This window comes from Snodgrassella sp. ESL0323 (assembly GCF_013346865.1).
In the GTDB taxonomy this organism is placed as follows: domain Bacteria; phylum Pseudomonadota; class Gammaproteobacteria; order Burkholderiales; family Neisseriaceae; genus Snodgrassella; species Snodgrassella alvi.
Genome location: NZ_JAAEDT010000014.1, coordinates 50,713 through 73,429, shown reverse-complemented (window position 1 = coordinate 73,429; position 22,717 = coordinate 50,713). Strand labels below are relative to the sequence as shown.

The 22,717-nt window shown below is 39.4% G+C and carries 22 protein-coding genes; 9 read left to right on the top strand and 13 right to left on the bottom strand.

All coding sequences use genetic code 11. The annotated features are described in order from the left end of the window. Positions 1–10: 10 nt before the first annotated feature. Positions 11–1,402 carry a replicative DNA helicase gene (gene dnaB, locus GY065_RS05270; protein WP_174833335.1) on the bottom strand — a complete coding sequence of 464 codons (1,392 nt, stop codon included), beginning with the start codon at positions 1,400–1,402 and terminating at the stop codon, positions 11–13. Between the two features lie 219 nt (positions 1,403–1,621). Here dnaB and GY065_RS05265 point away from each other — a divergent pair, with 219 nt between their 5' ends. Beyond that, the gene (locus GY065_RS05265; RefSeq protein ID WP_174833334.1) at positions 1,622–2,206 is read left to right on the top strand and encodes a superoxide dismutase; all 585 of its coding nucleotides are present in this window, start codon (positions 1,622–1,624) and stop codon (positions 2,204–2,206) included. Positions 2,207–2,278: 72 nt separating this feature from the next. Here the strand turns inward: GY065_RS05265 and GY065_RS05260 are convergent, their stop codons facing one another. The 10 genes from GY065_RS05260 to radA all read right to left on the bottom strand — a co-directional run bounded on the left by GY065_RS05260 (position 2,279) and on the right by radA (position 11,640). Beyond that, a complete protein-coding gene (locus tag GY065_RS05260; protein ID WP_037474055.1) occupies positions 2,279–3,091 on the bottom strand; it encodes a MetQ/NlpA family ABC transporter substrate-binding protein in 813 nt (270 codons plus the stop codon). Positions 3,092–3,327: 236 nt separating this feature from the next. Continuing rightward, positions 3,328–3,996, bottom strand: coding sequence for a methionine ABC transporter permease (locus GY065_RS05255; RefSeq protein ID WP_174833333.1), 669 nt, complete (start codon positions 3,994–3,996; stop codon positions 3,328–3,330). Further along, on the bottom strand, positions 3,993–5,006 hold the full coding sequence (locus GY065_RS05250; protein ID WP_174833332.1) for a methionine ABC transporter ATP-binding protein: 1,014 nt from the start codon (positions 5,004–5,006) through the stop codon (positions 3,993–3,995). Before GY065_RS05250 ends, GY065_RS05255 begins: the two co-directional genes overlap by 4 nt. A gap of 195 nt (positions 5,007–5,201) precedes the next feature. Further along, positions 5,202–5,981 carry a ChbG/HpnK family deacetylase gene (locus GY065_RS05245; RefSeq protein WP_174833331.1) on the bottom strand — a complete coding sequence of 260 codons (780 nt, stop codon included), beginning with the start codon at positions 5,979–5,981 and terminating at the stop codon, positions 5,202–5,204. After that, entirely contained in the window at positions 5,962–6,375 is a 414-nt protein-coding gene (locus tag GY065_RS05240; protein ID WP_174833330.1) for a GtrA family protein, read from the bottom strand. Before GY065_RS05240 ends, GY065_RS05245 begins: the two co-directional genes overlap by 20 nt. Next, a complete protein-coding gene (locus tag GY065_RS05235) occupies positions 6,375–7,334 on the bottom strand; it encodes a glycosyltransferase family 2 protein (RefSeq protein WP_174833329.1) in 960 nt (319 codons plus the stop codon). Before GY065_RS05235 ends, GY065_RS05240 begins: the two co-directional genes overlap by 1 nt. 84 nt (positions 7,335–7,418) lie before the next feature. Continuing rightward, a complete protein-coding gene (locus tag GY065_RS05230) occupies positions 7,419–8,822 on the bottom strand; it encodes a glycosyltransferase family 39 protein (RefSeq protein WP_174833328.1) in 1,404 nt (467 codons plus the stop codon). A gap of 259 nt (positions 8,823–9,081) precedes the next feature. Continuing rightward, positions 9,082–9,732 (bottom strand): fumarylacetoacetate hydrolase family protein, encoded by a 651-nt coding sequence (locus tag GY065_RS05225; protein ID WP_174833327.1) that lies wholly within the window; start codon positions 9,730–9,732, stop codon positions 9,082–9,084. Between the two features lie 142 nt (positions 9,733–9,874). Continuing rightward, the gene (locus GY065_RS05220) at positions 9,875–10,177 is read right to left on the bottom strand and encodes a putative quinol monooxygenase (protein ID WP_174833326.1); all 303 of its coding nucleotides are present in this window, start codon (positions 10,175–10,177) and stop codon (positions 9,875–9,877) included. A gap of 89 nt (positions 10,178–10,266) precedes the next feature. Beyond that, positions 10,267–11,640 carry a DNA repair protein RadA gene (gene radA / locus GY065_RS05215; RefSeq protein WP_110414198.1) on the bottom strand — a complete coding sequence of 458 codons (1,374 nt, stop codon included), beginning with the start codon at positions 11,638–11,640 and terminating at the stop codon, positions 10,267–10,269. Between the two features lie 622 nt (positions 11,641–12,262). On the opposite strand from radA, the gene putP reads away from it, so the two are divergent. The 5 genes from putP (at position 12,263) to secF (ending at position 17,862) form a co-directional block, all read left to right on the top strand. Then, positions 12,263–13,750, top strand: coding sequence for a sodium/proline symporter PutP (gene putP, locus GY065_RS05210; RefSeq protein WP_174833325.1), 1,488 nt, complete (start codon positions 12,263–12,265; stop codon positions 13,748–13,750). 127 nt (positions 13,751–13,877) lie between these two features. Further along, positions 13,878–14,552 carry a DNA repair protein RadC gene (radC, locus tag GY065_RS05205; RefSeq protein WP_174833324.1) on the top strand — a complete coding sequence of 225 codons (675 nt, stop codon included), beginning with the start codon at positions 13,878–13,880 and terminating at the stop codon, positions 14,550–14,552. A gap of 125 nt (positions 14,553–14,677) precedes the next feature. Then, positions 14,678–14,977 carry a preprotein translocase subunit YajC gene (gene yajC, locus GY065_RS05200; RefSeq protein WP_100116356.1) on the top strand — a complete coding sequence of 100 codons (300 nt, stop codon included), beginning with the start codon at positions 14,678–14,680 and terminating at the stop codon, positions 14,975–14,977. Between the two features lie 89 nt (positions 14,978–15,066). Continuing rightward, positions 15,067–16,920 carry a protein translocase subunit SecD gene (gene secD / locus GY065_RS05195; RefSeq protein WP_174833323.1) on the top strand — a complete coding sequence of 618 codons (1,854 nt, stop codon included), beginning with the start codon at positions 15,067–15,069 and terminating at the stop codon, positions 16,918–16,920. Positions 16,921–16,926: 6 nt separating this feature from the next. After that, entirely contained in the window at positions 16,927–17,862 is a 936-nt protein-coding gene (secF, locus tag GY065_RS05190; protein WP_174833322.1) for a protein translocase subunit SecF, read from the top strand. A gap of 177 nt (positions 17,863–18,039) precedes the next feature. On the opposite strand, the gene GY065_RS05185 is transcribed toward secF, so the two are convergent. Next, entirely contained in the window at positions 18,040–18,681 is a 642-nt protein-coding gene (locus tag GY065_RS05185) for a hypothetical protein (protein ID WP_174833321.1), read from the bottom strand. 189 nt (positions 18,682–18,870) lie between these two features. Here GY065_RS05185 and GY065_RS05180 point away from each other — a divergent pair, with 189 nt between their 5' ends. Further along, on the top strand, positions 18,871–19,224 hold the full coding sequence (locus GY065_RS05180) for a Spx/MgsR family RNA polymerase-binding regulatory protein (RefSeq protein WP_174833320.1): 354 nt from the start codon (positions 18,871–18,873) through the stop codon (positions 19,222–19,224). 18 nt (positions 19,225–19,242) lie between these two features. After that, the gene (locus GY065_RS05175) at positions 19,243–19,983 is read left to right on the top strand and encodes a UDP-2,3-diacylglucosamine diphosphatase (protein ID WP_174833319.1); all 741 of its coding nucleotides are present in this window, start codon (positions 19,243–19,245) and stop codon (positions 19,981–19,983) included. 289 nt (positions 19,984–20,272) lie between these two features. On the opposite strand, the gene rho is transcribed toward GY065_RS05175, so the two are convergent. Next, a complete protein-coding gene (gene rho, locus GY065_RS05170) occupies positions 20,273–21,532 on the bottom strand; it encodes a transcription termination factor Rho (RefSeq protein ID WP_084554251.1) in 1,260 nt (419 codons plus the stop codon). 651 nt (positions 21,533–22,183) lie between these two features. Between rho and GY065_RS05165 the strand changes: the two genes are divergently transcribed. Beyond that, positions 22,184–22,714: an FKBP-type peptidyl-prolyl cis-trans isomerase gene (locus GY065_RS05165; RefSeq protein WP_174833318.1), complete on the top strand. Its 531-nt coding sequence runs from the start codon at positions 22,184–22,186 to the stop codon at positions 22,712–22,714. Positions 22,715–22,717 lie beyond the last annotated feature (3 nt).

Here is a 22,717-nt window from a genome sequence, read left to right as displayed (position 1 = left end):
TGGAAAGTGCCTAATCATCAAAATAACCTTCAGGCATAGCTGCATTATCAAATTTTGTAAACTGCCCCTGAAAAGTAAGGTGAACTTTTCCTGTTGGACCATTACGATGTTTACCGATAATACATTCTGCCAGACCTTTAAACTGACTGTCAGGATGATAATACTCATCACGATACATAAACATAATTAAATCTGCATCCTGTTCGATGGCTCCAGATTCTCGCAAATCCGACATCATAGGTCGCTTATCTGTTCGCTGCTCTACTGTACGGGACAATTGTGACAATGCAATAATAGGCACCTGAAGTTCTTTAGCCAGTGATTTTAAAGAACGTGAAATTTCACCCAGCTCAGAAGCACGGTTGTCTGAGCGGCCAGACCCAGACATTAATTGCAGATAATCAAGCACAATCAGTCCTAGTTTACCACCTTGTTGTCGCGCCAGTCTGCGTGCTCGTGCACGCACTTCCAGAGCAGTTAAGCCGGGGGTTTCATCAATAAACATTGGCGAATCGGTAAGTTTAACTACTGCATCGTTGAGTTTACCCCAGTGCTCATCCTGTAACTGACCTGTTTTCAGAACACTTTGATCAACACGGCCTACAGAACCTAACATACGCAAAACCAATTGTGCACCACCCATTTCCATTGAAAAAACAGCTACCGGTAATTTTTCTGCAATAGCGACATGTTCAGCAATATTCAGTGAAAAAGCCGTTTTACCCATTGACGGACGACCTGCAACAATAATCAGATCTCCCGGTTGCAGACCTGATGTCATTTTATCCAGATCAATAAAGCCAGTTGAAACACCAGTCACATCGTTTTTATTATCACGAGAATACAGGTAATCAATTCGAGCTACAACCTCTTTTAACAATACAGGCATAGTCAGGAAGCCCTGTTTTGATCGTGCAGTTGATTCAGCAATCTGAAAAACACTGTTTTCGGCTTCATCCAGCATTTGAGCTGCATCTTTTCCCTGCGGGCTATAAGCTGAGCGGGCAATTTGTGTTCCCACTTGTGCCAACTGACGCATTATAGAGCGTTCACGGACAATTTCACCATACCTTCGGATATTTGCTGCTGATGGCGTATTTTGTGCCAGTGTTATCAAATATTCCAACCCCCCTGCCGGATCAAGCTCTTCCTTTTTTTGCAATTCTTCCTGTACAGTTATCACATCTGCCGGACGTGACAATTCTACTAGAGCCTTAATTGCTCTGAATATCAGGCGATGTTCATGACGGTAAAAGTCGTCTTCATCTATTAAGTCTGCAATTCTGTCCCAAGCACTATTTTCAAGCATCAAACCACCTAAAACCGACTGTTCAGCTTCCATAGAATGCGGTGGTACTGCTAATTGATTTGTTTCATCAATACTGATATCAATTTCTTCCATGTCTTTTAACTTTAATCACTACTTTATTTATTTTACCATTAAGCTCCTGCTTATCTGCTTATTTGCAGGCATTGATAGCAGTGTATTACAATATTAACAAACCACATGATGGTTTAAAATGGGTTAAAATGGTTATATTTTAAAAATATATCCCATTTAACTAAAAATGAGCTCACAGTAAAATAAGCAACACCCACTCTATCAGAAGGAATCACAACCATGGAACACAAATTACCAGAACTGCCTTATGCTCTTGATGCATTAGCACCACATATTTCAAAAGAAACCATGGAATATCATTATGGTAAACATCATCAGACCTATATTACCAATATGAATAACCAAATTAAGGGAACAGAGTTTGAGAATATGCCATTGGAAGAAATTATCAAAAAATCTTCGGGCGGGTTATTTAATAATGCAGCTCAAACATGGAACCACACTTTTTACTGGTTTGGCTTTACGCCAAAAGGCGCTGCATTAACAGAAAATGGTGCTTTAGCAAATGCAATCAATGTAAAATGGGGAAGTTTTGATGCTTTTAAAGAAGTGTTCGACAAAGTAGCTGCAGGTACTTTTGGTTCAGGCTGGGCCTGGCTGGTAAAAACACCGGACGGTAATCTTGACCTGGTTTCTACAAGTAATGCAGCCACACCTCTGACCACTGACAACACTCCTTTGCTGACATGCGATGTCTGGGAACATGCATATTATATTGACTATCGCAACAGCCGTCCGAATTACTTAAGTAATTTCTGGGAAATCGTCAACTGGAATGAAGTAGAAAAACGCTTTGCAGCATAAGCTATAATTCACGGCACATAATTAAAACTGCCTTTTGTCTAAAGGCAGTTTTTTTATAACTGTACATCTATCTCAGTTATTTTCTTTCGGCACATACCAGTAATTTTTGGTATTGTGTGTGTGCATATACTGTTTGAACTCTGCTGAGCTATAAGCTGATTTCACAGCCTGTGCCCATTCTTTTGGAGCATTATCTGCTCTTACAGCCACAACTAATTCAAATGAAGGAATAATATCTTCCTGTAACAAAGCGAGATCAGGATTAATTTTGGCAGCATATGCCCTGCTTCCGGGTATAACTGAATAATCAAAATCTGATAAAGTACGCGGAATATTGCCCGGATCCAGCTCAGTGATATTCAATTCATAAGGATTTGACTTAATATCATTTTTAGATATCATTCCCGGATTAGTTGAAGGCTTAAGGGTAATCCAGCCAGCTTTTGCCAGCAGACGATAGGCGCGTGCCGCATTTGCCGGATCGTTTGGAACTGCAATAGCACTCCCTTTTTTTATAGCCTGCAAGTTTGTATGGCGCTTAGAGTAAATTGCTGTTGGCACAGTAGGAATATGAGTTAAAGCAACCAGATTGGCTTTTTTATTCTGATTAAATGCATCCATATAGGCAGTATGCTGATCAACATTTACGTCAATACTGCCTTGCTGTAAAGCGATATCAGCCTGCATTAAATCAGAAAAATCAACTTGTTTAATTTGATATCCCTGTTTTTCCAGAATAGGTTTTACTGCATCAAGAAAAAGCTGGCTATAGGGGCCGGGTGAAGTGCCGACAATAATCTGTTTATTACTGGTTTTATCCTGCTGACAGGCTCCCAGTACCAGACAGGCAGTAATTAAAATAATAATTTGCTTAAAAAACTTCATGCTATTGGCTCCGATGATAGTCAATTTCATATTTTTAATTCACATAACAGCAAGTACGTTTTATTTATGTGAATTAAAGATTAATTGGCTTATGGAAAAAATATAATATAGCTGGGTAGTCTAATCATTGCATATGAATATTAAAAGACTGACTGCTTATAACCAAAGATAAGAAATTTATATACATGCAGACATTAAAAACGGCTTAAAATAAGCCGTTTTTAATAAATAGAAAGTTAATTTTTTTTAGTCTTAGCTGCAAGCCAGTTACCCATGGTCTGAATAATTTGTACAATTAATACCAGAACGACAACTGTAACAATCATAATTACATAATCAAATCGCTGGTATCCGTAATTAACAGCTAAATCACCGATACCTCCGCCACCAACTGTACCAGACATGGCTGTAGCATCAATTAAACCGATAAGTGCTGTAGTTAAGGCCAGCAAAATAGAGGGCATAGCTTCAGGTAAAATAAAATAGCGAATAATCTGAAAATTGGTTGCTCCCATTGATTGAGCTGCTTCGATAATACCTGCCGGTACGCTTAATAAGGAATTTTCAATTAACCGGGCAATATAAGGCGAAACAAAAATAATCAACGGTATGATCATTGCCTTGGTACCAATAGATGTATGGATAGCAAGACTGGCTATCGGTAACACACAAATCAGCAAAATGATAAAAGGTAATGAGCGAATAATATTAATAATTATATTTAGTAAATTATATAGTATCGGCTTTGGCCATACTCCTCCCTGACGGGTAAGCAATAACAGTACACCTAAGGCTGTTCCGAGTATCGATCCCAGAACAAATGAGATACTGACCATATTGAAAGTTTGCAATATTGCCGTACCAAACTGGTCAGCAGTTAATGAGGTATCAAACCACTGATTCATACACCACCTCTTTCCACTCGAACGCCTCTGTCCTGCAAAAATGTCAACGCTTTTTCTACATCTGTCTCAATACCATTCATCTGGATAAACATACTTCCCAGTACTACTCCGCCTATTTCGCGCATATTGGCAAAAAGTATGTTAATTTCCACCAGTTGTTTTAAAATAAGCTCATTAACTACTGGTTCTCTAGCTGAATTACCTAAAAATTCCAACCTGAATATATTTTCCTGTTCAACCAGACTATCCAACACTGCTTCGGGTATTTTTGCATTGATTACTGTGCTGACAAATTTTTTCGTTGTCTCTTGCTGAGGGGCGGAAAAAATATCAAGTACAGTTCCTTTCTCAATTACCTGCCCCTTTTCCATCACCGCTACTTTATTACAAATGGAGCTAATCACTTCCATTTCATGAGTGACCAGTAAAATAGTGATATTGCGTTCGCTATTAATTTGTTTTAATAGTTTCAGAATAGATAAAGTAGTCTGAGGGTCTAATGCGGAAGTAGCCTCATCACATAATAATATTGTTGGTTCTGTAATCAGAGCACGGGCAATCCCGACACGCTGTTTTTGACCACCGGATAACTGGCTTGGATAACTTTGCTTTTTACCAGCCAGATCAACATACGACAACATAGCATCGACTCTGCGGTCTATCTCATCACGTTTTAATCCCTGTAAAACTAATGGAATTGCAATATTCTGAGCAACCGTTTTAGATTCCAGTAAATTAAAATGCTGAAAAATCATGCCGATTTTTTTCTTATGCTCACGCTGAGCCTTGGTATCCAGTTTGTTTAAATCTACACCGTCAACAGTAACCGTACCGGATGTTGGTTTTTCCAGCTGGTTAACCAGACGAATTAAACTGCTTTTACCTGCGCCACTCCACCCAATCAGCCCATAGATATCACCCGTATCAACTGAAAGGTTAATATCATTCAGGGCATGAACCTGCTGTTTATTTTTGATATAAGTTTTTTTTATATTTTCAAATATGATCATAACGATCCTTAAATACTCGCTGCGATCTGATTTCCAATGATCCAGATGTAATGCAATACAGATAGTGTACTTGATAAATCGTAAACGTGCTGACCGATTTTCTAATGACTACAGCTAAAAAATGCAAGTATACTGTAAATCTTGGTGATTAAGTTCATTATTATGTATTACTCTTTTTTAGCGTATAAAATAAAGCTATTGTTTAAATTTATGCCAGTTAACGCCATAACAATGATGTTGCTGCCAGCATTGCGCAAATTCTTCACTTTGTAACCATTGCCATTCGTATTCACGCGCATTTTTAATTTCATCATTCCAGTGCTCTGAAGGTACTGCCGGATGGCACATAATCAACAATGGATGTTCAGCAGACATGCCAAGCCAGTTGTTCCATTTATGCTGTAAATTTTTTAAATCGGCATTAAAGTTATAGATACCAGCAAAGAAATGATTGTGCGTAATATTTGCCGCATCTAAAGCTCTGTCGAGAGCATGACCGCCAAGGGTATGAATTAATTTTGCCTTGATATCTTTCTGAGAAGTTTTTGTGCTGCGTACTGCTATTGTATTTCCATAACGCTGCAAGATTATATTTAGTAGTACAGAGCGTATCTGCGGGAACTGATGTACATGCTGATGACCATCGATAAAAGCAGGTATACTACTAATTTTATCTTCAAAAGCATCCAGCTGGCGATTAATAATATCCTGCAAAATTTTTTCTGGCCATACATGCAGATAAGATTTAGATAGTACCTGTTTCAGCGTACCCAGCCCGGCAAAACCGGTAAAATCCAGATGCAATCCAATATCAATATGCTGTTTTTTCAATTCTTCAACCTCATCCGAAGCAATGTTGCCCAGACTCATAAAGCTGCTTGCCTGTATGCGTCCCATTTCAGACAGACGCAGCACAGCTTCATTTACAACTGCAGATAAACCCAGATCATCTACGTTAATCATTACTGGTTTCATTATGTGCCTTTTCATTAAATGCCCAGAATTTACCCAGTATAAAAGATAAAACTGTCACTATCAGCGTAACAATAACCCATAACCACCAATAGGCCTGATTTCCAAAACAGTGTATACCTGCCATAAATAAAATCTGGTTTATCATAAAACCGGCTATAGAGCTGAATAACCAGCGCCAGAGAGCCTGAAACCATGTATGTCGCGTCAGACTGAATGTAAGGTAATAATGACCGGTAAAGCTGATAACAAAAGCACAAAGAAAAGCCAGAGGATTGGCCAAAACAGGTAAAAAGTGAGCATATTGAACTAACACCACCAAACATAAAAAATGCATAGCAGCGGCTGCTCCTCCTACCAGAGTAAACCATATGCCTTGTGCAGATACAGATTTCATTATTTTTCGCGACTGTCCCACACTTTGTCTATCAGATAAAGCGGCCGCTGTTTTACTTCTTCATAAATACGACCGATATATTCGCCAATTACACCAAGACAAACGAGCTGAATCCCGGCAGAAAACATAATTCCGGCTGCCAGTGTCGGCCAGCCAGCAAGGTCTTTGCCAAAAAACAGAGTATCAGCAACGATATACAATCCATAGACAATCGAAAGGAATGAAATAATCATTCCCATTCTGGAAATCCAGCGTAATGGACGCTGGGAAAACGAAGTAATGCCTATTAAAGCCAGCTCAAACAGGCTGAAATAATTAAACTTACTCTTGCCTGCCTGTCGTTCAGAGGCCTGAAAAGGTATATAAATAGTAGAAAATCCTACCCATGCATACAACCCTTTCATAAACCGCTGCCGCTCAGGTAGCTTGAGTAAAGCTTCAACAACACAACGTTTCATCAGTCTGAAATCACCGGCATTAGGTGTCAGCTCATACCGGTGAGTATCCTGCATAAAATGGTAAAAGCCATTTTTCAATATCCGGGTTAATAAGCCTTCATGTTCACGTGAAGCCTGTACGGCAGCCACTACATCCACATTATTGGTCTGAATTAATTCAAGCATTTGTTCCAGCACTGAAACCGGATGCTGTCCATCAGCATCCATCATGGTAACCAGTTCACCCTGAGATTGCGCTAATCCGGCTGTAAGTGCAGCTTCCTTACCAAAATTACGCGAAAATTGTATCAGCCTCAATGCTGTATTACTTGGTAATTGCTGTCGAAATGTTTCAAACAATGTGGTCAGATGATCTTTACTACCATCATCTACTAAAATAATTTCACAGTTCTGTTGCTGCCGACTAGTAAAAACAAACAGTTCAGGCAAAAAGCGATTTATAGCTGCTGCATCATTATATACCGGCAAAATAATACTTAAACCAGTGCTAACTTTATCCATATCATTTACCTCTCAGCCTAAAAGCAAACTGAGATAATCCAAATGTATTATTAATCATTTTTAATTTTATATAAATATAAAAAATCATTGTTGTTTTAAACATTTTTTCGGTATGTATGCCTGCCAGACTACCTTAAGAGGCTCTCGATCGGGTAATTTATTCCATCGAACTATCCACTCACCCTGTTTTACAACCAGCTCAGAATGATGGGCTAAAAGTTCTAACCATGGTGTCTGAGGATGTTCATCAGCAGGCCATAATGCCAGCGTACCTTGCTGCTGTAAACGACTATTGCTCATCCACGGAGAATAAGCGGAATTACCGGAAACCATGACTGATGGAGCAAATTTTGAATAGGAAGCTACCAGCAATACTACCCAGTCTGAACCAGTCACACTATCAAGCTTACAAGAAGACAACTCCTGCCATTGATCATCAGCCTGTTTGGCCAGTGCAGCCTGAGGCCAGTCCATCCGAGAAGGTTTATGACGGATTCTGGCTCCGAATCCTACATAAACAGCCATCAATATGGTAACAATAAGCGCCCAGACTGCTATACCTTTCAGCAAAGATTTATCTTTAGATATAAATACTGGTTCGGGAATCAGAGACACGATTATGAGTCCGGATAAGCCCCACATAGGCATACCCCACATATCACGTAATCCTAGTCCAAAAATCAGTCCGGCAAATACAAGTATCAGCGTAGGAACTAATCCCACCCATAAAAGAAAATACCAGTCACGCTGACGCAATACCTGAACAGACGGGCGTAAACTCAATCGTGTACGGGTAAACAGCAAAATAAATAAAATAGGTAAATGATTAAGTAGCTGAGTGCCGAAATAGCCCAGAGCCGCCAGATGCCCGTTACGGTTTGCATCTTCAGCTGAGCGTGCTGAAGCATAAGTCAGTGGTAACCAGTTATGCTCTATCAGCCAGTATATATTCGGAGCAAACACAATCATAGCAAGCAGTATTGCCAACCACGGCTTTGGTGTCAGCCATAACCGTCGGTTCGGTGTACACAATGAATATAACACCATAGTTAAGAGCAGTAAGGCAACGGTATATTTTACCAGCATGCCAATACCAGCCAGCAAACCAAACAATAACCAGTATTTCCAGAGATTTTCTCGAATAGCCAGATAAAAGATATAGACTAAACCCAGCCATACGGGCATTTGCGCAATATTATGATTGAATTCAAGAGAAGGCCACGTGTAATAAAATATTGCTAGCAAAAACAATGCACCGATAAAAGCCCGGCTTTTGCTCATCAGTTGCCGGCCGAACAAATAAGCCAGCCATAAACTCAATGCTATTGTACATTGACTTAAAATATACGGACCAATATGACCAAAAGTATAGTAAAAAGAATAGAGTACCCAGCTTGAAAATGGCGGATGCTTATAATATCCCCATTGCCATTCACGTCCCCAGTAAATACCCTCAGGAACATCTAAGGGATAACTTGAGGAAAGCATAAAAGGTAATACCGTCCACAAGATGAAATACAGTATTAACCAAAAGGGTAGTCTGAGCGACAACGGTTTGCTTGGCATAAAAAGATTTCAATTTTCAAATTAAGTTATTATAAAGGGTGCAGTTACTGTTAGACACTACTGTATAGCAATATTATCAAGAAACTTATCTGTTGATTTTAAAAAATCATTTACTCAAAGCATTCAGGCGCAATGAAAAATTGCGCCTGAATAATGCAAAATCTACTCAACTAAAGCTAGCTTAAGCTACTCGGAATGTAGCTTTGATTTTATCTGGCCAGATTAATTCCAGTTCATCACCGGATTGAATCGCAGCAACTCCGGCAGGTGTGCCGGTGTAAATAATATCACCTGCCTGCAAACCATAAACCCTGGACAGATAACTGATAATTTGCCGGCACGTAAACATCATATCTTTTGTATAACCCTGCTGGCGTATCTCTCCATTTACCTTTAAGAAAAATTCCTGTTGCTGGATATCATCAATTTCAGCTGGTGGAATAAAGTGCGATAAACAGGCTGCTGTAGAAAACCCTTTGGCTTTTTCCCATGGCAAACCTTTACTCTTTAACTCTGCCTGTACATCTCGCGCAGTTAAATCCAGACCAATAGCATAGCCACCGACATAATCTAACGCCTCATTTTCCTGAACATCGAAAGCATCTTCTGCCATATAGATAACCAACTCACATTCATGATGTACATCAGAGCTATAGAATGGTAATTGAATATCATCCGGCTCCAGAGCCAGAGAAGAAGTTGGCTTCATAAATACCACGGGTTCTTCAGGTTTTACATTATGTAACTCTTTAATATGCTCTGTGTAATTTCTTCCAATACAAAAAATATTACCTAAAGCAACTTTTTGTTCTTCGATATAAACGGTTTTCATCTTGTGTCACCAAAAATTAAATCCAGATTTGAAATTAATCATCGTCTGGAAATAGCAATTTATCCGGCCAAAATCAGTTTATCAAAATTGAAAATTCAGCCGGTATAGTCTGTGAGAACCAGAGATAATATATTTTGTAAAATTAAAAAGCAGTAATTTCACTTAATTTTATTAATTGCATTGGTTCTCTCAAGTATGGTTCTACTGTTTTAATCAGGTTTTGAAAATGTTCAGTATTACCATGCTCATTAATTGCTGCATCATCAGCCCAGCATTCAATAAATATAATCCGGTCAGCCTTATCTAAATCTTTATTAACAGTGTAAAACACATTTCCTTTTTCTTTACGTGACAATTTCACACATTGCTCAACCGCAGCAGCAATATTTATCCAGGCATTGGCTTTCAGGTCCATGATCGCAATTAGTTTAATTGGCTGTGACATATTTTATCTCCTTGATTTTTCTTAGACGGTACGAAAGCACCTACAAAAGTAAAGCCTATTCTTTTAATTTGCTAAAGGCAAATATAAAATTAATCACGTCGTGTAGCATCTACACCTTCCTGTACCGAATTTACCCCGATAATAGTCAGCCTCGGAAAATCTGCCGTTCGTTTGGGACAATTAGCTGCAGGTACTATGGCATGAGTAAATCCAAGTTTTTCTGCCTCTCGCAAACGTTCCTGTCCGCGCGGAACAGGACGAATTTCACCTGATAACCCGACTTCTCCGAATACAATCAGCTTTTCCGGTAATGGTCGATTACGATAGCTTGAAAGCATGGCCAGAATCACAGCCAGATCTGCTGCCGGTTCAGTAATTTTCACACCACCTACAGCATTAAGAAACACATCCTGATCATAACAGGCAATACCGGCATGACGGTTCAGCACAGCCAGCAACATTGCCAGACGCTCCTGAGCCAGCCCTACAGTTAATCGTTTTGGAGCAAAACCATGAGCATCATCAACAAGCGCCTGAATTTCTACCAGTAAGGGGCGTGAACCTTCCTGAGTAACAAGAACGCATGAGCCAGGAACATCATCGCGATAACTGGATAAAAACAATGCTGAAGGATTGGAAACCCCCTTCAGCCCTTTTTCTGTCATTGCAAAAACACCCAACTCATTAGCGGCACCAAAACGGTTTTTAATAGCCCGAATCATACGATAATTTGAATGAGTTTCCCCTTCAAAATACAATACTGTATCCACCATATGCTCCAGCACCCTGGGACCGGCAATCGCGCCATCTTTAGTTACATGACCAACCAGCAGCATGCTGATACCCTGTTGCTTCGCCAGACGGGTTAATTGTGCTGCACATTCCCTAACCTGTGACACGGAACCGGGGGCTGAAGTAATACCATCAGAATACATGGTCTGAATAGAATCGATTACTACCACTCTGGGTTTTTGGCGTGCAATAACTGCACTTATTGCCTCTACACGTATTTCTGCCAGTAAATGAACTTTGTCCGCACGTACACCAAGACGCTGGGCACGTAAAGCAACCTGCTGAGCTGACTCTTCTCCGGAAACATACAATACGGATTCCTGTTCGGCCATCAAGGCTATTGTTTGCAGCAATAATGTAGATTTTCCAATACCCGGATCTCCGCCTAACAAAATAACAGCTCCGTCTACTAAACCACCTCCAAGTACTCTGTCCAGCTCACTCATACCTGTTGGCGTTCTCTGTATTTCAACTGCACTGACTTCTGCCAGTAACTGTACCGCCGATTCACTTGATGCCCATGATTGAAAACGACTGCCAGAAGAAGGTGCAGATAAAACTGTTGTTTCTTCCAGAGTATTCCATTCGCCACAATGAGGACAACGCCCCTGCCATTTAGGTGAACTTCCACCACAACTGCGGCATTGAAACTGAGTTTTTTGCTTTACCATGAAACCTTTCCGACAATACCTGCATTAAATTCAAACATAGTTTCCTTTGACTATTGAGAAATAATGATTCAATAAAATTGACCACTTTTATTTAGTTCTCTATTTTATCTAAACTTCACCTAGCCAAAACACAAAAACAGAGTAATTAATTTTACTCTTTATCAGCGTATAATTTAGTTAAATTTTTGATACTAAAACCATTTAATCAAAATAGTAATATCCGTATATATAGACAATAGAAGCACTATAATAGTTTTAATCATAATGATTAGCAGATTAAAAAATATGGCAATTTATTGACTCAAATTCAAAAGAGTCTGCACTTATAACTGAACGATAAAATCAAATGTTTTTGGCAAATAGTAATTGCTTCCAAAAACAAATTATAATAATTACTTTGTCTGGCAATTATTATATACTCTGTCAATTCGTGCAGGTTAAATCCGGCTTTGCCTTGATATTCTCTTGCATGGTCAATTATTACATTACACTATTTAATCTTTAACATACATCGAAAAAAATGGAATGAATTTTATTTTTCGGCTAATTTTTAGCGGAATACCTTAATGTTCAAATCGGTCCATTTTTATTTCAATTTTTATACACAGGGTTTTTCAAAACTATGTCCTTGCCAATGATTGTCACATTCGCTGTGTACATTTTAGGAATGATTGCAATTGGTTTTTTTGCCTATCGGTCAACACAGAATTTTGGTGATTACATTCTGGGCGGGCGTCGTATCGGCAGCGTAGTAACTGCACTTTCGGCCGGAGCTTCTGACATGAGCGGCTGGCTACTGATGGGATTACCGGGGGCAGTATTTTTATTTGGTATCTCACAAAGCTGGATAGCTATTGGCTTAATACTTGGTGCTTACCTGAACTGGTTATTGATTGCCGGACGTCTACGTGTTTTTACAGAAATCAATCATAATGCGTTAACTTTACCCGATTATTTTACCCATCGGTTTGAAGATAACAGCTCGTTACTGCGTATTATTTCAGCAGTAATTATTCTGATTTTTTTTACAATTTATTGTGCATCAGGAATTGTTGCCGGGGCTAAATTATTTGAAAGTACTTTTGGCATGAGCTATGGCTGGGCAATGCTGGCAGGAGCTGGTGCAACTATACTTTATACGCTTATAGGCGGTTTTCTAGCGGTTAGCTGGACAGATACCATTCAGGCAAGTCTGATGATGTTCGCTCTGATTTTAACCCCCATAATGGTAATCATTAATGCCGGTGGTTTTTCTGATGCACTCATTCATATTGAAAACCTGAATCCGGACTATACCAACCTTTTTGCCCATATGGATTTTATCGCCATAATCTCATTGCTAGGCTGGGGGTTGGGCTATTTCGGGCAGCCGCATATTTTAGCCAGATTTATGGCTGCTGATTCGCATGAAGTAATGAAAAACGCACGCCGTATCAGCATGACATGGATGATTTTGTGTCTGGCCGGTGCCATTACCGTCGGTTTTTTCGGAATAGCATATTTTGCTAACCATCCAGAATTAAGCTATCTGGTAAGCAATGGAAAACATGAACGGATTTTTATCGAGTTATCCAAATTACTCTTCAATCAATGGATCGCCGGTATTATTCTCGCTGCAATTCTGGCTGCTGTGATGAGTACTTTAAGTTGTCAGCTTTTGGTCTGCTCAAGCGCTTTGACAGAAGATTTCTATCGTGCATTTTTCCGTCCAAAAGCAAAACAGAAAGAATTGGTCTGGATTGGACGAATAATGGTGTTTATAGTATCTGTGATTGCCATTTTACTGGCAATTAATCCGAATAACAGCGTTCTGGATTTGGTGAGCCATGCGTGGGCTGGTTTTGGGGCAGCATTTGGTCCGATTATTATTTTTTCCGTATTCTGGTCACGTATGACACGTAACGGCGCATTAGCCGGTATGATTACCGGTGCCGTCACAGTATTGCTTTGGATCAATTTTAACTGGTTAAATCTGTATTCACTCATCCCCGGATTCATACTTGCATCAATTGCAATCATTATTTTTAGTTTATATGATAAAAAACCAAGTGAGATAGTACAGGTTCATTTTAAAGATGCTTATAAGCGCTACCATACTAAAACAAAATAAACTTTAATTAACCTAGCGGATTAAACTGTTTTTAAGTTACTCAGTAATCCGAATATGCTCTCAAACCAATTTATTTTATTACATAGCTATATTATGATTATGTCCTTTAATTCACATAATCGTAATAATGAGCATCAAGCATTGGCCGCAAAACGATCGTCCCCGGGAAAAGCTTCTTAAAATGGGCGCCTCGGCGCTTAGTGATGCCGAGCTACTCGCAATCCTGCTGCGCACCGGTACCCGTGGCATGAGTGCGGTAGATCTGGCACGAGAGCTTATTTCTCAACTGGGCAGTCTGCGCGCATTGCTTGAAGCAGATTGTCAGCAAATTTGTCAGTATCACGGAATGGGTATTGCCAGTTATACCCAGTTTGCAGTAATCAGGGAAATAAGCAGACGCATGCTGGCAGAAGAAATTTATTGCCGCCCTATTTTTACTCAGCCGGCTGCAGTGGCTGATTTCCTGCGTTTACATATAGGCTATGAAAAAGTGGAGGTTTGTGTTGCTTTACTGCTGAACCAGCGTAACGAGCTTATGCAAACCATTGAACTGGCGCGCGGTACCATCAATGAAGCACGGGTTTACACTCGCGAAGTTGCTACAGCAGCTCTAAAACATCACGCAGTCTCAATTATTCTGGCACATAATCATCCAGGACAATCTACTATGCCGTCTAGCGGCGATATTCAATTTACCAGAGAAATAAAAGCCGCTTTAAATCTGCTGGATATTCGTTTATTGGATCATTTTATTGTTACTGCTGAAAAAATAACATCAATGGCTGAATTAAATTTGCTGTAATAATAATTATGGTTTGCAAATATTTATTCTGAAGCAAAACACTGCAAAACTGGATAAATTTATCATTGGCGATTACAATATCTGGTTTAATAGCGTTATTTACTTGAATTAAACGGAGTAGCCCCATGATTGATTTTGCTTATGCTGCCGACACTGCCGCTGCACAAAGTGGTTTTATGCAGTTTGTACCACTTTTATTAATTCTTGTTGTATTTTATTTTCTGATTATCCGCCCGCAGCAGAGCAAGCATAAAAAACATCAGCAAATGCTAACCGAACTGAAAAAAGGCGATAAAGTTGTCACTTTAGCTGGCATCGTCGGCAAAATCACTAAAGTAAATGAACAGTACTTCACTTTAGAAATTGCTCCGAAAGTTGAAGTAGAATTCGAACGCAATGCTATTAGTGGCAAAGCTCCAGAATAAAACCAGTTATCCTGCCGCAACTATTCGGTTGCGGCCTTTGTTTTTCATTTATTAATTGAAAACAATAGTCTGCAAACAAGGCAGCAAATATGAATCGTTATCCTTTGTGGAAATATCTGCTTATTATCGTTTCAGTCGTATTGGGACTGCTATATACCATTCCCAATTTTTTTGGCGAAATACCGGCAGTACAAATCTCTACCAACCGTCAGGCCATTATCATTAATGAACAAACCGAAAATACGGTGAAACAGGCTCTGGCTGATGCGCATATTCAGCATCAGGGCATGTTCATAACTGATGGCAGTCTGAAAGTACGTTTCAGTGATACTGAAACTCAGCTTAAAGCACGTGATGCCATTGCTTCCAAATTTGGTGAAGGCTATATTGTGGCATTAAACCTTCTGGCCAACACCCCGGAATGGATGGAAAAAATTCATGCCAAACCGATGTTCCTTGGTCTGGATTTACGTGGTGGTGTGCATTTCACTATGCAGGTTGACATGGACTCAGCCGTTGACAAAACACTTGACAGTTATGCAGGTGATATCCGCCGTCAGCTGCGTAAATTACAAATCCGTAGTGGCAATATTGTTAAAAACGGGCAGACACTGGTTGTCCCTTTCCAGTCGGCAGATGACGCGTCCACTGCCATATCCGGATTAAAAAAATATCTTAATGATGCAACACTTACTCAGAATGGCGATCGTCTGATTGTCAGCCTGAGTAATACTGTCCTGACCAGAATCCGTACCGATGCAGTGAAACAGAATATTAATACCCTGCATAACCGCGTTAATGAGCTAGGTGTTGCTGAACCGGTTATTCAACAGGCCGGGCCGGACAGGATTGTCGTACAACTGCCGGGCGTTCAGGATACAGCTAAAGCCAAGGATATTATTGGCCGTACTGCCACTTTACAAGTACGTATGGTTAGTGATGATCCTAATCAGTATCAACAGGCACTGCAAGGCCATAACCCTGATGGATTTGAACTATTGTCTTCCGCAGGTAATGGGGCGCCTACACTGGTCAGCAAACAGGTCGAACTAACCGGTGACAATATTAATGATGCTCAGGCCAGCTTTAACGACCGCGGGCAACCAGGCGTCAGCGTAAACTTTGACAGCACAGGCGCCAGTATTTTTGCCGATCTTACCCGAAACAATGTCGGTAAACGCATGGCAATGGTACTTATCGATCAGGGTAAAGCTGAAGTCATTACTGCACCAGTAATCAATGAACCGATTCCCGGTGGTAAAACCATTATTTCAGGCAATATGAATATTGCCGAAGCCAATGATACCGCTTTGCTGTTGCGCGCAGGTTCACTGGCAGCACCAATGAAAATTATTGAAGAACGTACTATTGGTCCTTCATTGGGTAAAGAAAATATCAGTAAAGGCTTTCATTCCACCTTATGGGGCTTCGTAGTAGTAGCCATATTCATGATGCTTTACTACCGGATGTTCGGGCTGTTTTCAGTAATTGCCCTGTCATGTAATCTGTTGTTCCTGATTGCCATCTTGTCAGCAATGCAGGCAACTCTGACACTACCGGGTATTGCAGCTATTGCTCTTACACTGGGTATGGCAATAGACTCGAATGTACTGATCAATGAACGTATCCGCGAGGAGCTGCGTCATGGCAACACACCGCAGATATCAATTAATGCCGGTTACGATCATGCCTGGCATACCATTGTGGATTCTAATATCACTTCTTTGATTGCCGGTCTAGCACTACTGATTTTTGGTTCAGGGCCTATTCGCGGATTTGCTGTAGTACATTGTCTAGGTATTATTACATCTATGTATTCGTCAGTAGTAGTTTCCCGTGCTATTGTTAATTTGTGGTATGGTCGCAAACGCAAACTGAAAACACTGTCTATCGGTCACATCTGGATTGCAGATAAAGCTGCCACCGATAAAAGTAAGGCTTAATAAATTATGGAATTCTTCAAAATAAAACGTGATATCCCGTTTATGAGCTATGGTAAGCTGACTACGGCGATCTCATTAATTACTTTTATTCTGGCTGTATTTTTTCTCGTGACTCGCGGGTTGAATTTTTCTGTAGAATTTACCGGCGGAACTGTAATGGAAGTGGAATTCAAACAGAGTGCTGATTTAAATAAAATTCGCACAGAACTGGATGGATTAAAACTGGGAGATATACAGGTACAGGCATTGGGTACAAATAAGCAGATTATGATACGTCTGCCCAATAAAGCCAATATGACTTCAGCACAACTATCCAATCAAGTGATGGATTTACTCAAGCAGCATCAGAAAGGTGTAAGCTTGCGTCAGGTTGAATTCATCGGGCCGCAAGTAGGCGAGGAACTGGTTACTCATGGCTTGCTGGCTTTAGGCATGGTTGTGATTGGTATCATTATTTACTTATCCATGCGTTTCGAATGGCGATTTGCTGTGTCTGCTATTATTGCCAATATGCACGACGTTGTGATTATTCTCGGCTGTTTTGCTCTGTTCCAATGGGAATTTTCTCTTACTGTACTTGCAGGCGTTCTTGCCGTGCTCGGCTACTCTGTTAATGAATCCGTAGTAGTCTTTGACCGTATTCGTGAAAATTTCCGTAAGCCACATATGCGTGGTAAAAGCGTACCGGCAATCATAGATAATGCCATTACCGCAACCATGAGCCGTACAATTATTACTCACGGATCAACAGAAGCAATGGTTATTTCTATGCTGGTATTTGGCGGAGCTGCTTTGCATGGTTTCGCAATGGCATTAACAATTGGTATTGTGTTTGGTATTTATTCCTCAGTATTAGTAGCCAGCCCGTTACTACTGATGTTTGGTCTGAACCGGCAAAATCTGGTTAAGCCGCCCAAACGAAAAGAGGAAGCTGTAGTTTAAGGTTTAATAACAATTGTCTTCCCAAATCATACAAAAAAATCCAGAATAATTTTTTATTCTGGATTTTTTGTATGATTATAAAATTTATCTACAAATTTAGGTTTATCTGTACGGCAATCAAAATAAAATTTAAAGAAATTACAAACCTATACTCTTCGACGGGATAATAACTGATTGCTAATGTAATGCCCGTTCGTCTTTCCAACCTTTATCCGTTAAAACCAACACAGCCGCACGACGTTGAGGTTCTTGCAAAGATTTCCACCAGTTTTCATCAGTATTTTTTAATAATTTTTCAGCCCATTTCTCAGGTACCAGTTTTGCATCATAAACCACTTTAGAAACAGTCATCCCATTTGCAGGGGTAGGTTCAGTAAAGAGTACAATTTTATCTACCTTTTGTGTTCCGAGGCAGAGCAAATTTCCCTGAGTATTATTGATCACATTATCCTCACTTTTACTTGTACGGTAATACACCGCCTGCGGTATATCTTTTCCACCATTAACAGTCAGTGTTGCATCCTTACCTTTTTCATACAAGCCTGCATCAGTTAAAATATCCATTTGCTTTAAAGCCGTTTTATTAACTTTATCGCCATCACTATTTTTTCTGGCAATACGTATTTCTTTACTGCCTAATGCAATCGTGTTATTCATACCACCCTGAGCATTATCCAGCATCAAATTTACCGCCAGACAAACCTTATCATTTTTAGCAAAGTCATTGATCGCCTCAGCAAAATTAGTATTATTTGCCTCTCGTTTACCTCCGCAGGCCGCTAGCAATAAGCTAATAGCTAATACACTTATTTTTTTCATTCCGGTCTTCCTTATAAAATCTGTACTTGTTAAAGCATACTGCCAATATGTCTGATTAGCAACGCAAGCTGTTCAACTCAATATACGGAAACAATTTAAAACGAACCATCGACATAAAACCAACACTTTAAGCAAATATAAGCAAAACGGTATAATAGCAGGCTTATTTCCGCAAACAGGCTTTCAAAAATGAGTATACAAATTTACGGTATCAGCCAGTGTAATACTGTAAAAAAAGCACGCCAATGGTTGGCTGAACATCATATTAATGCTGAATTTATCGATTATAAAAAAATATCGCCGACAATAACTGATATCCAGTTCTGGCTTACAAAAGTACCCAAAGAAATATTAATTAACCGTAAAGGTACTACATGGAGAAAATTAAGTACCAGTGAACAGACAATTGCTTTAAGTAATGATGAAGAAGCCATTCGCCTAATGATAAACCAGCCTTCAGTGATTAAACGACCAGTTCTGGTCAAAAATCAATTTATATTGGTCGGTTTTGATCCGCAGCGCTATACTGATTTTTTTGCCTGATATTTCCAGATACAAACCATGAACAACACAACAATATTTATTTCTGATTTACATCTTTCTGAACAGACTCCACCTTTAAATCAATTATTTGATCGCTGCCTGCAACAATGGCAAGGAAATATTGATGCTTTATATATTTTGGGTGATTTTTTTGATGTCTGGATAGGTGACGATGATGATAGTGATTTCATTCGTCATATTAAATCTCAGTTAAAATCTTTTTCTTCTGCGACTCCAGTTTTTTTCATTCATGGTAACCGGGATTTCCTGATTGGTGAAAAATTTGCTGCAGAAACCGGAATACAACTACTTACATCACCTCAGCAAATAAACCTTTACGAGCATGAATATATTATTATGCATGGGGATGAATTATGCACTGACGATATTGCATATCAGCAATTCCGTGCCCAGTCCCGCAATCCTTTATGGCAAATGGCAGTATTAAGTAAATCTATTGAAGAGCGTCGCTTACTAGCCGGACAAATCCGCCAAATGAGTGAAACACGTAAAAATAATGAAGGTAAAAGTGAGATTTCTGATGTAACAGAACAAGCCATTAATGAACTGATGAGTAGCCATATGCAACCTACTTTGCCTACACTGATTCATGGTCATACCCATCGTCCGGCCGTACATGAATCACAGTTGAACAACCAATCTTTCAAACGTTATGTCATACAGGACTGGGCTGATAATTACGGCGGCTATCTGGCTGTAGACACAGATGGTGTACATGTACATGAGCTTAAGCTATAAATAGAAAAAATACATCGATACTGTTAATGGGAATGCTCCTAGAAGTTAATTATCTCATTATTAACTAGGCAGTCAGATTTCGTATCTGAATACAACTCCAGTAAAATAAAAACCGAAAAGATTAAAAATTCTTTTCGGTTTTTATTTATTATTTTTCATTCCCAAATACCCTGATTTATCCGGGTAATAGCATATCATTATTAAGTCACCCGCTATATACAGAGATTTTAAAATAAAAACCGTGTCTACTAAGCGTAAACACGGTTGATACTAGTTTAAAAATAAATATTTACTTGCCGCGCATTAAATCAAAAAAATCAGCATTATTTTTAGACTGCTTGAGTTTATCAATAATAAATTCCATTGCTTCAATATCATCCATTGGATGCAAAAATTTCCGCAGCAGCCACATTTTTTGCAAATGCTCATTAGAAACCAGCAACTCTTCCCGGCGAGTACCTGAACGATTAATATTGATTGCAGGAAACAGACGTTTTTCAGCCATACGCCGATCCAGATGCAATTCCATATTACCTGTTCCTTTGAACTCTTCATAAATCACATCATCCATACGGCTACCGGTTTCTACCAGAGCAGTTGCGATAATGGTCAGAGAACCACCCTCTTCCACATTACGGGCAGCGCCGAAAAAACGCTTAGGACGATGCAATGCATTTGCGTCAATACCACCAGTCAGAATTTTTCCGGAAGCAGGAATAACAGTATTGTAAGCACGCGCCAGACGAGTAATCGAATCTAGCAGAATGATTACATCTTTTCTGTGCTCTACCAGACGCTTGGCTTTTTCAATCACCATTTCTGCTACCTGAACATGCCGAGTCGCCGGTTCATCAAAAGTGGAAGATACTACCTCACCCCGTACTGAACGGGTCATTTCCGTAACTTCTTCAGGACGCTCATCAATCAGCAGAACAATCAGTTCAGCTTCAGGATAATTAGCTGTAATCGCATGTGCGATATTCTGCAACATAACTGTTTTACCTGATTTCGGCGGAGCTACCAGCAAAGCGCGCTGACCAAATCCGATAGGTGCAATCAGATCAATTGCACGTCCGGTAAGATTTTCTCCGGAACGAATATCCCGCTCCAGAACAAACTGACGATCAGGGAATAACGGGGTCAGATTTTCAAATAAAATTTTATGTTTGCATACATCCGGATCGTCTCCGTTAATTTTATCCAGACGAACCAGCGCAAAATAGCGTTCATTATCTTTAGGTACACGCACACTGCCTTCAATCGTGTCACCTGTATGCAGATTAAAGCGCCGTATCTGACTTGGGCTGACATAAATATCATCAGGCCCTGCCAGATAAGATGTATCCATGCTACGCAAAAAGCCAAAGCCATCCGGAAGAATTTCCAGTGTACCCGAGCAGGTAAACGCTTCTCCCTGCTTCATTTTAATGCGCACAATAGCAAACACCAGATCCTGTTTGCGCAAACGATTGGCATTTTCAATACCAAACTCTTCAGCTATGCCCAGTAATTCAGACACATGTAGATTTTGTAATTCAGAAACGTGCATAAAGATATAAATGAACTTATTTATTAGAATTGAAGATAAAATGAGTAAAAAAACTCATAATAGTTCCGTTCGCCAAGCTTTATAATGCAAAAAACACACCCAAGCATGGCAAGATTTTTATTGAATGTTGATTTGGTTTAATTTCGTCACAAAAGACATTAATCAAAGATATTAGAATTGACATCTTCTTATAGACATTAATTCTATTCGTTAAGCCTTATAATGTCAAGCCGTTATCAACATCCAAACGCTACTGTTAATAAGCATACCCTTAAATATTGATTATCGCATCAGTTGATACTGATGGATTAAAGAAACAAAATTCATTTTTTAAATTTATATGCTCAATTAATCTGATAAAGCAATAATTATGGTTAATATAATTTTTTTATTGTTATATTAATCCAATTATTTTAATCACACTTTATTACTCAGCCTAGATATTATTCATATTATTAAAATAAGTATATTAATGTAAATAAAAACAAGCCATCTCAAAAAGACAACAGCTACGAACAAATAATATATCAAACCCAAAATTTTACGGATTTAAAGCTGTTACAAAATAACCAAGGTATACAGCCGATAAGAAAATGTATTTTCGCAGATGGCTGCTATAATCATCTTTCCATTAACCCTAAAAGAGAAATTATGAAACACTTGTCTTTAATCACGCTGGGAATCACTACTGCACTTATTTTATCAGCCTGTAATTTTGCTGATAATGGATATAAAAATAACAGCAGTGAGCCGGTAGCAGCCTCTACTGCTACTGCACAGGCTACTCGAAACCCACAGCTTACAGGGGATGAGTTTCTGGCCAAAAATAAAAATGCCCCGGGAGTAAAAACTACAGCTTCAGGTTTACAATACAAAGTTAATCATGAAGGTTCAGGCAAAAAACCTAAAGCTACTGATATGGTGACAGTTCAGTATGAAGGACGATTAATTGACGGTACGATATTCGACAGCACTGCTCAGCGAAATAATCAACCGGCTACCTTTCCGCTTAACGGAGTAATTCCAGGATGGACTGAAGGTCTGCAGCTAATGTCAGAAGGCAGTGATTACACATTCTATATTCCAGCCCAACTGGCGTATGGCGAACAAAGTCCTACCAGTGCTATTCCGGCTAACAGCGTTCTGGTATTTGATGTCAAGCTGATAAAGGTTGGAGAGTAATTA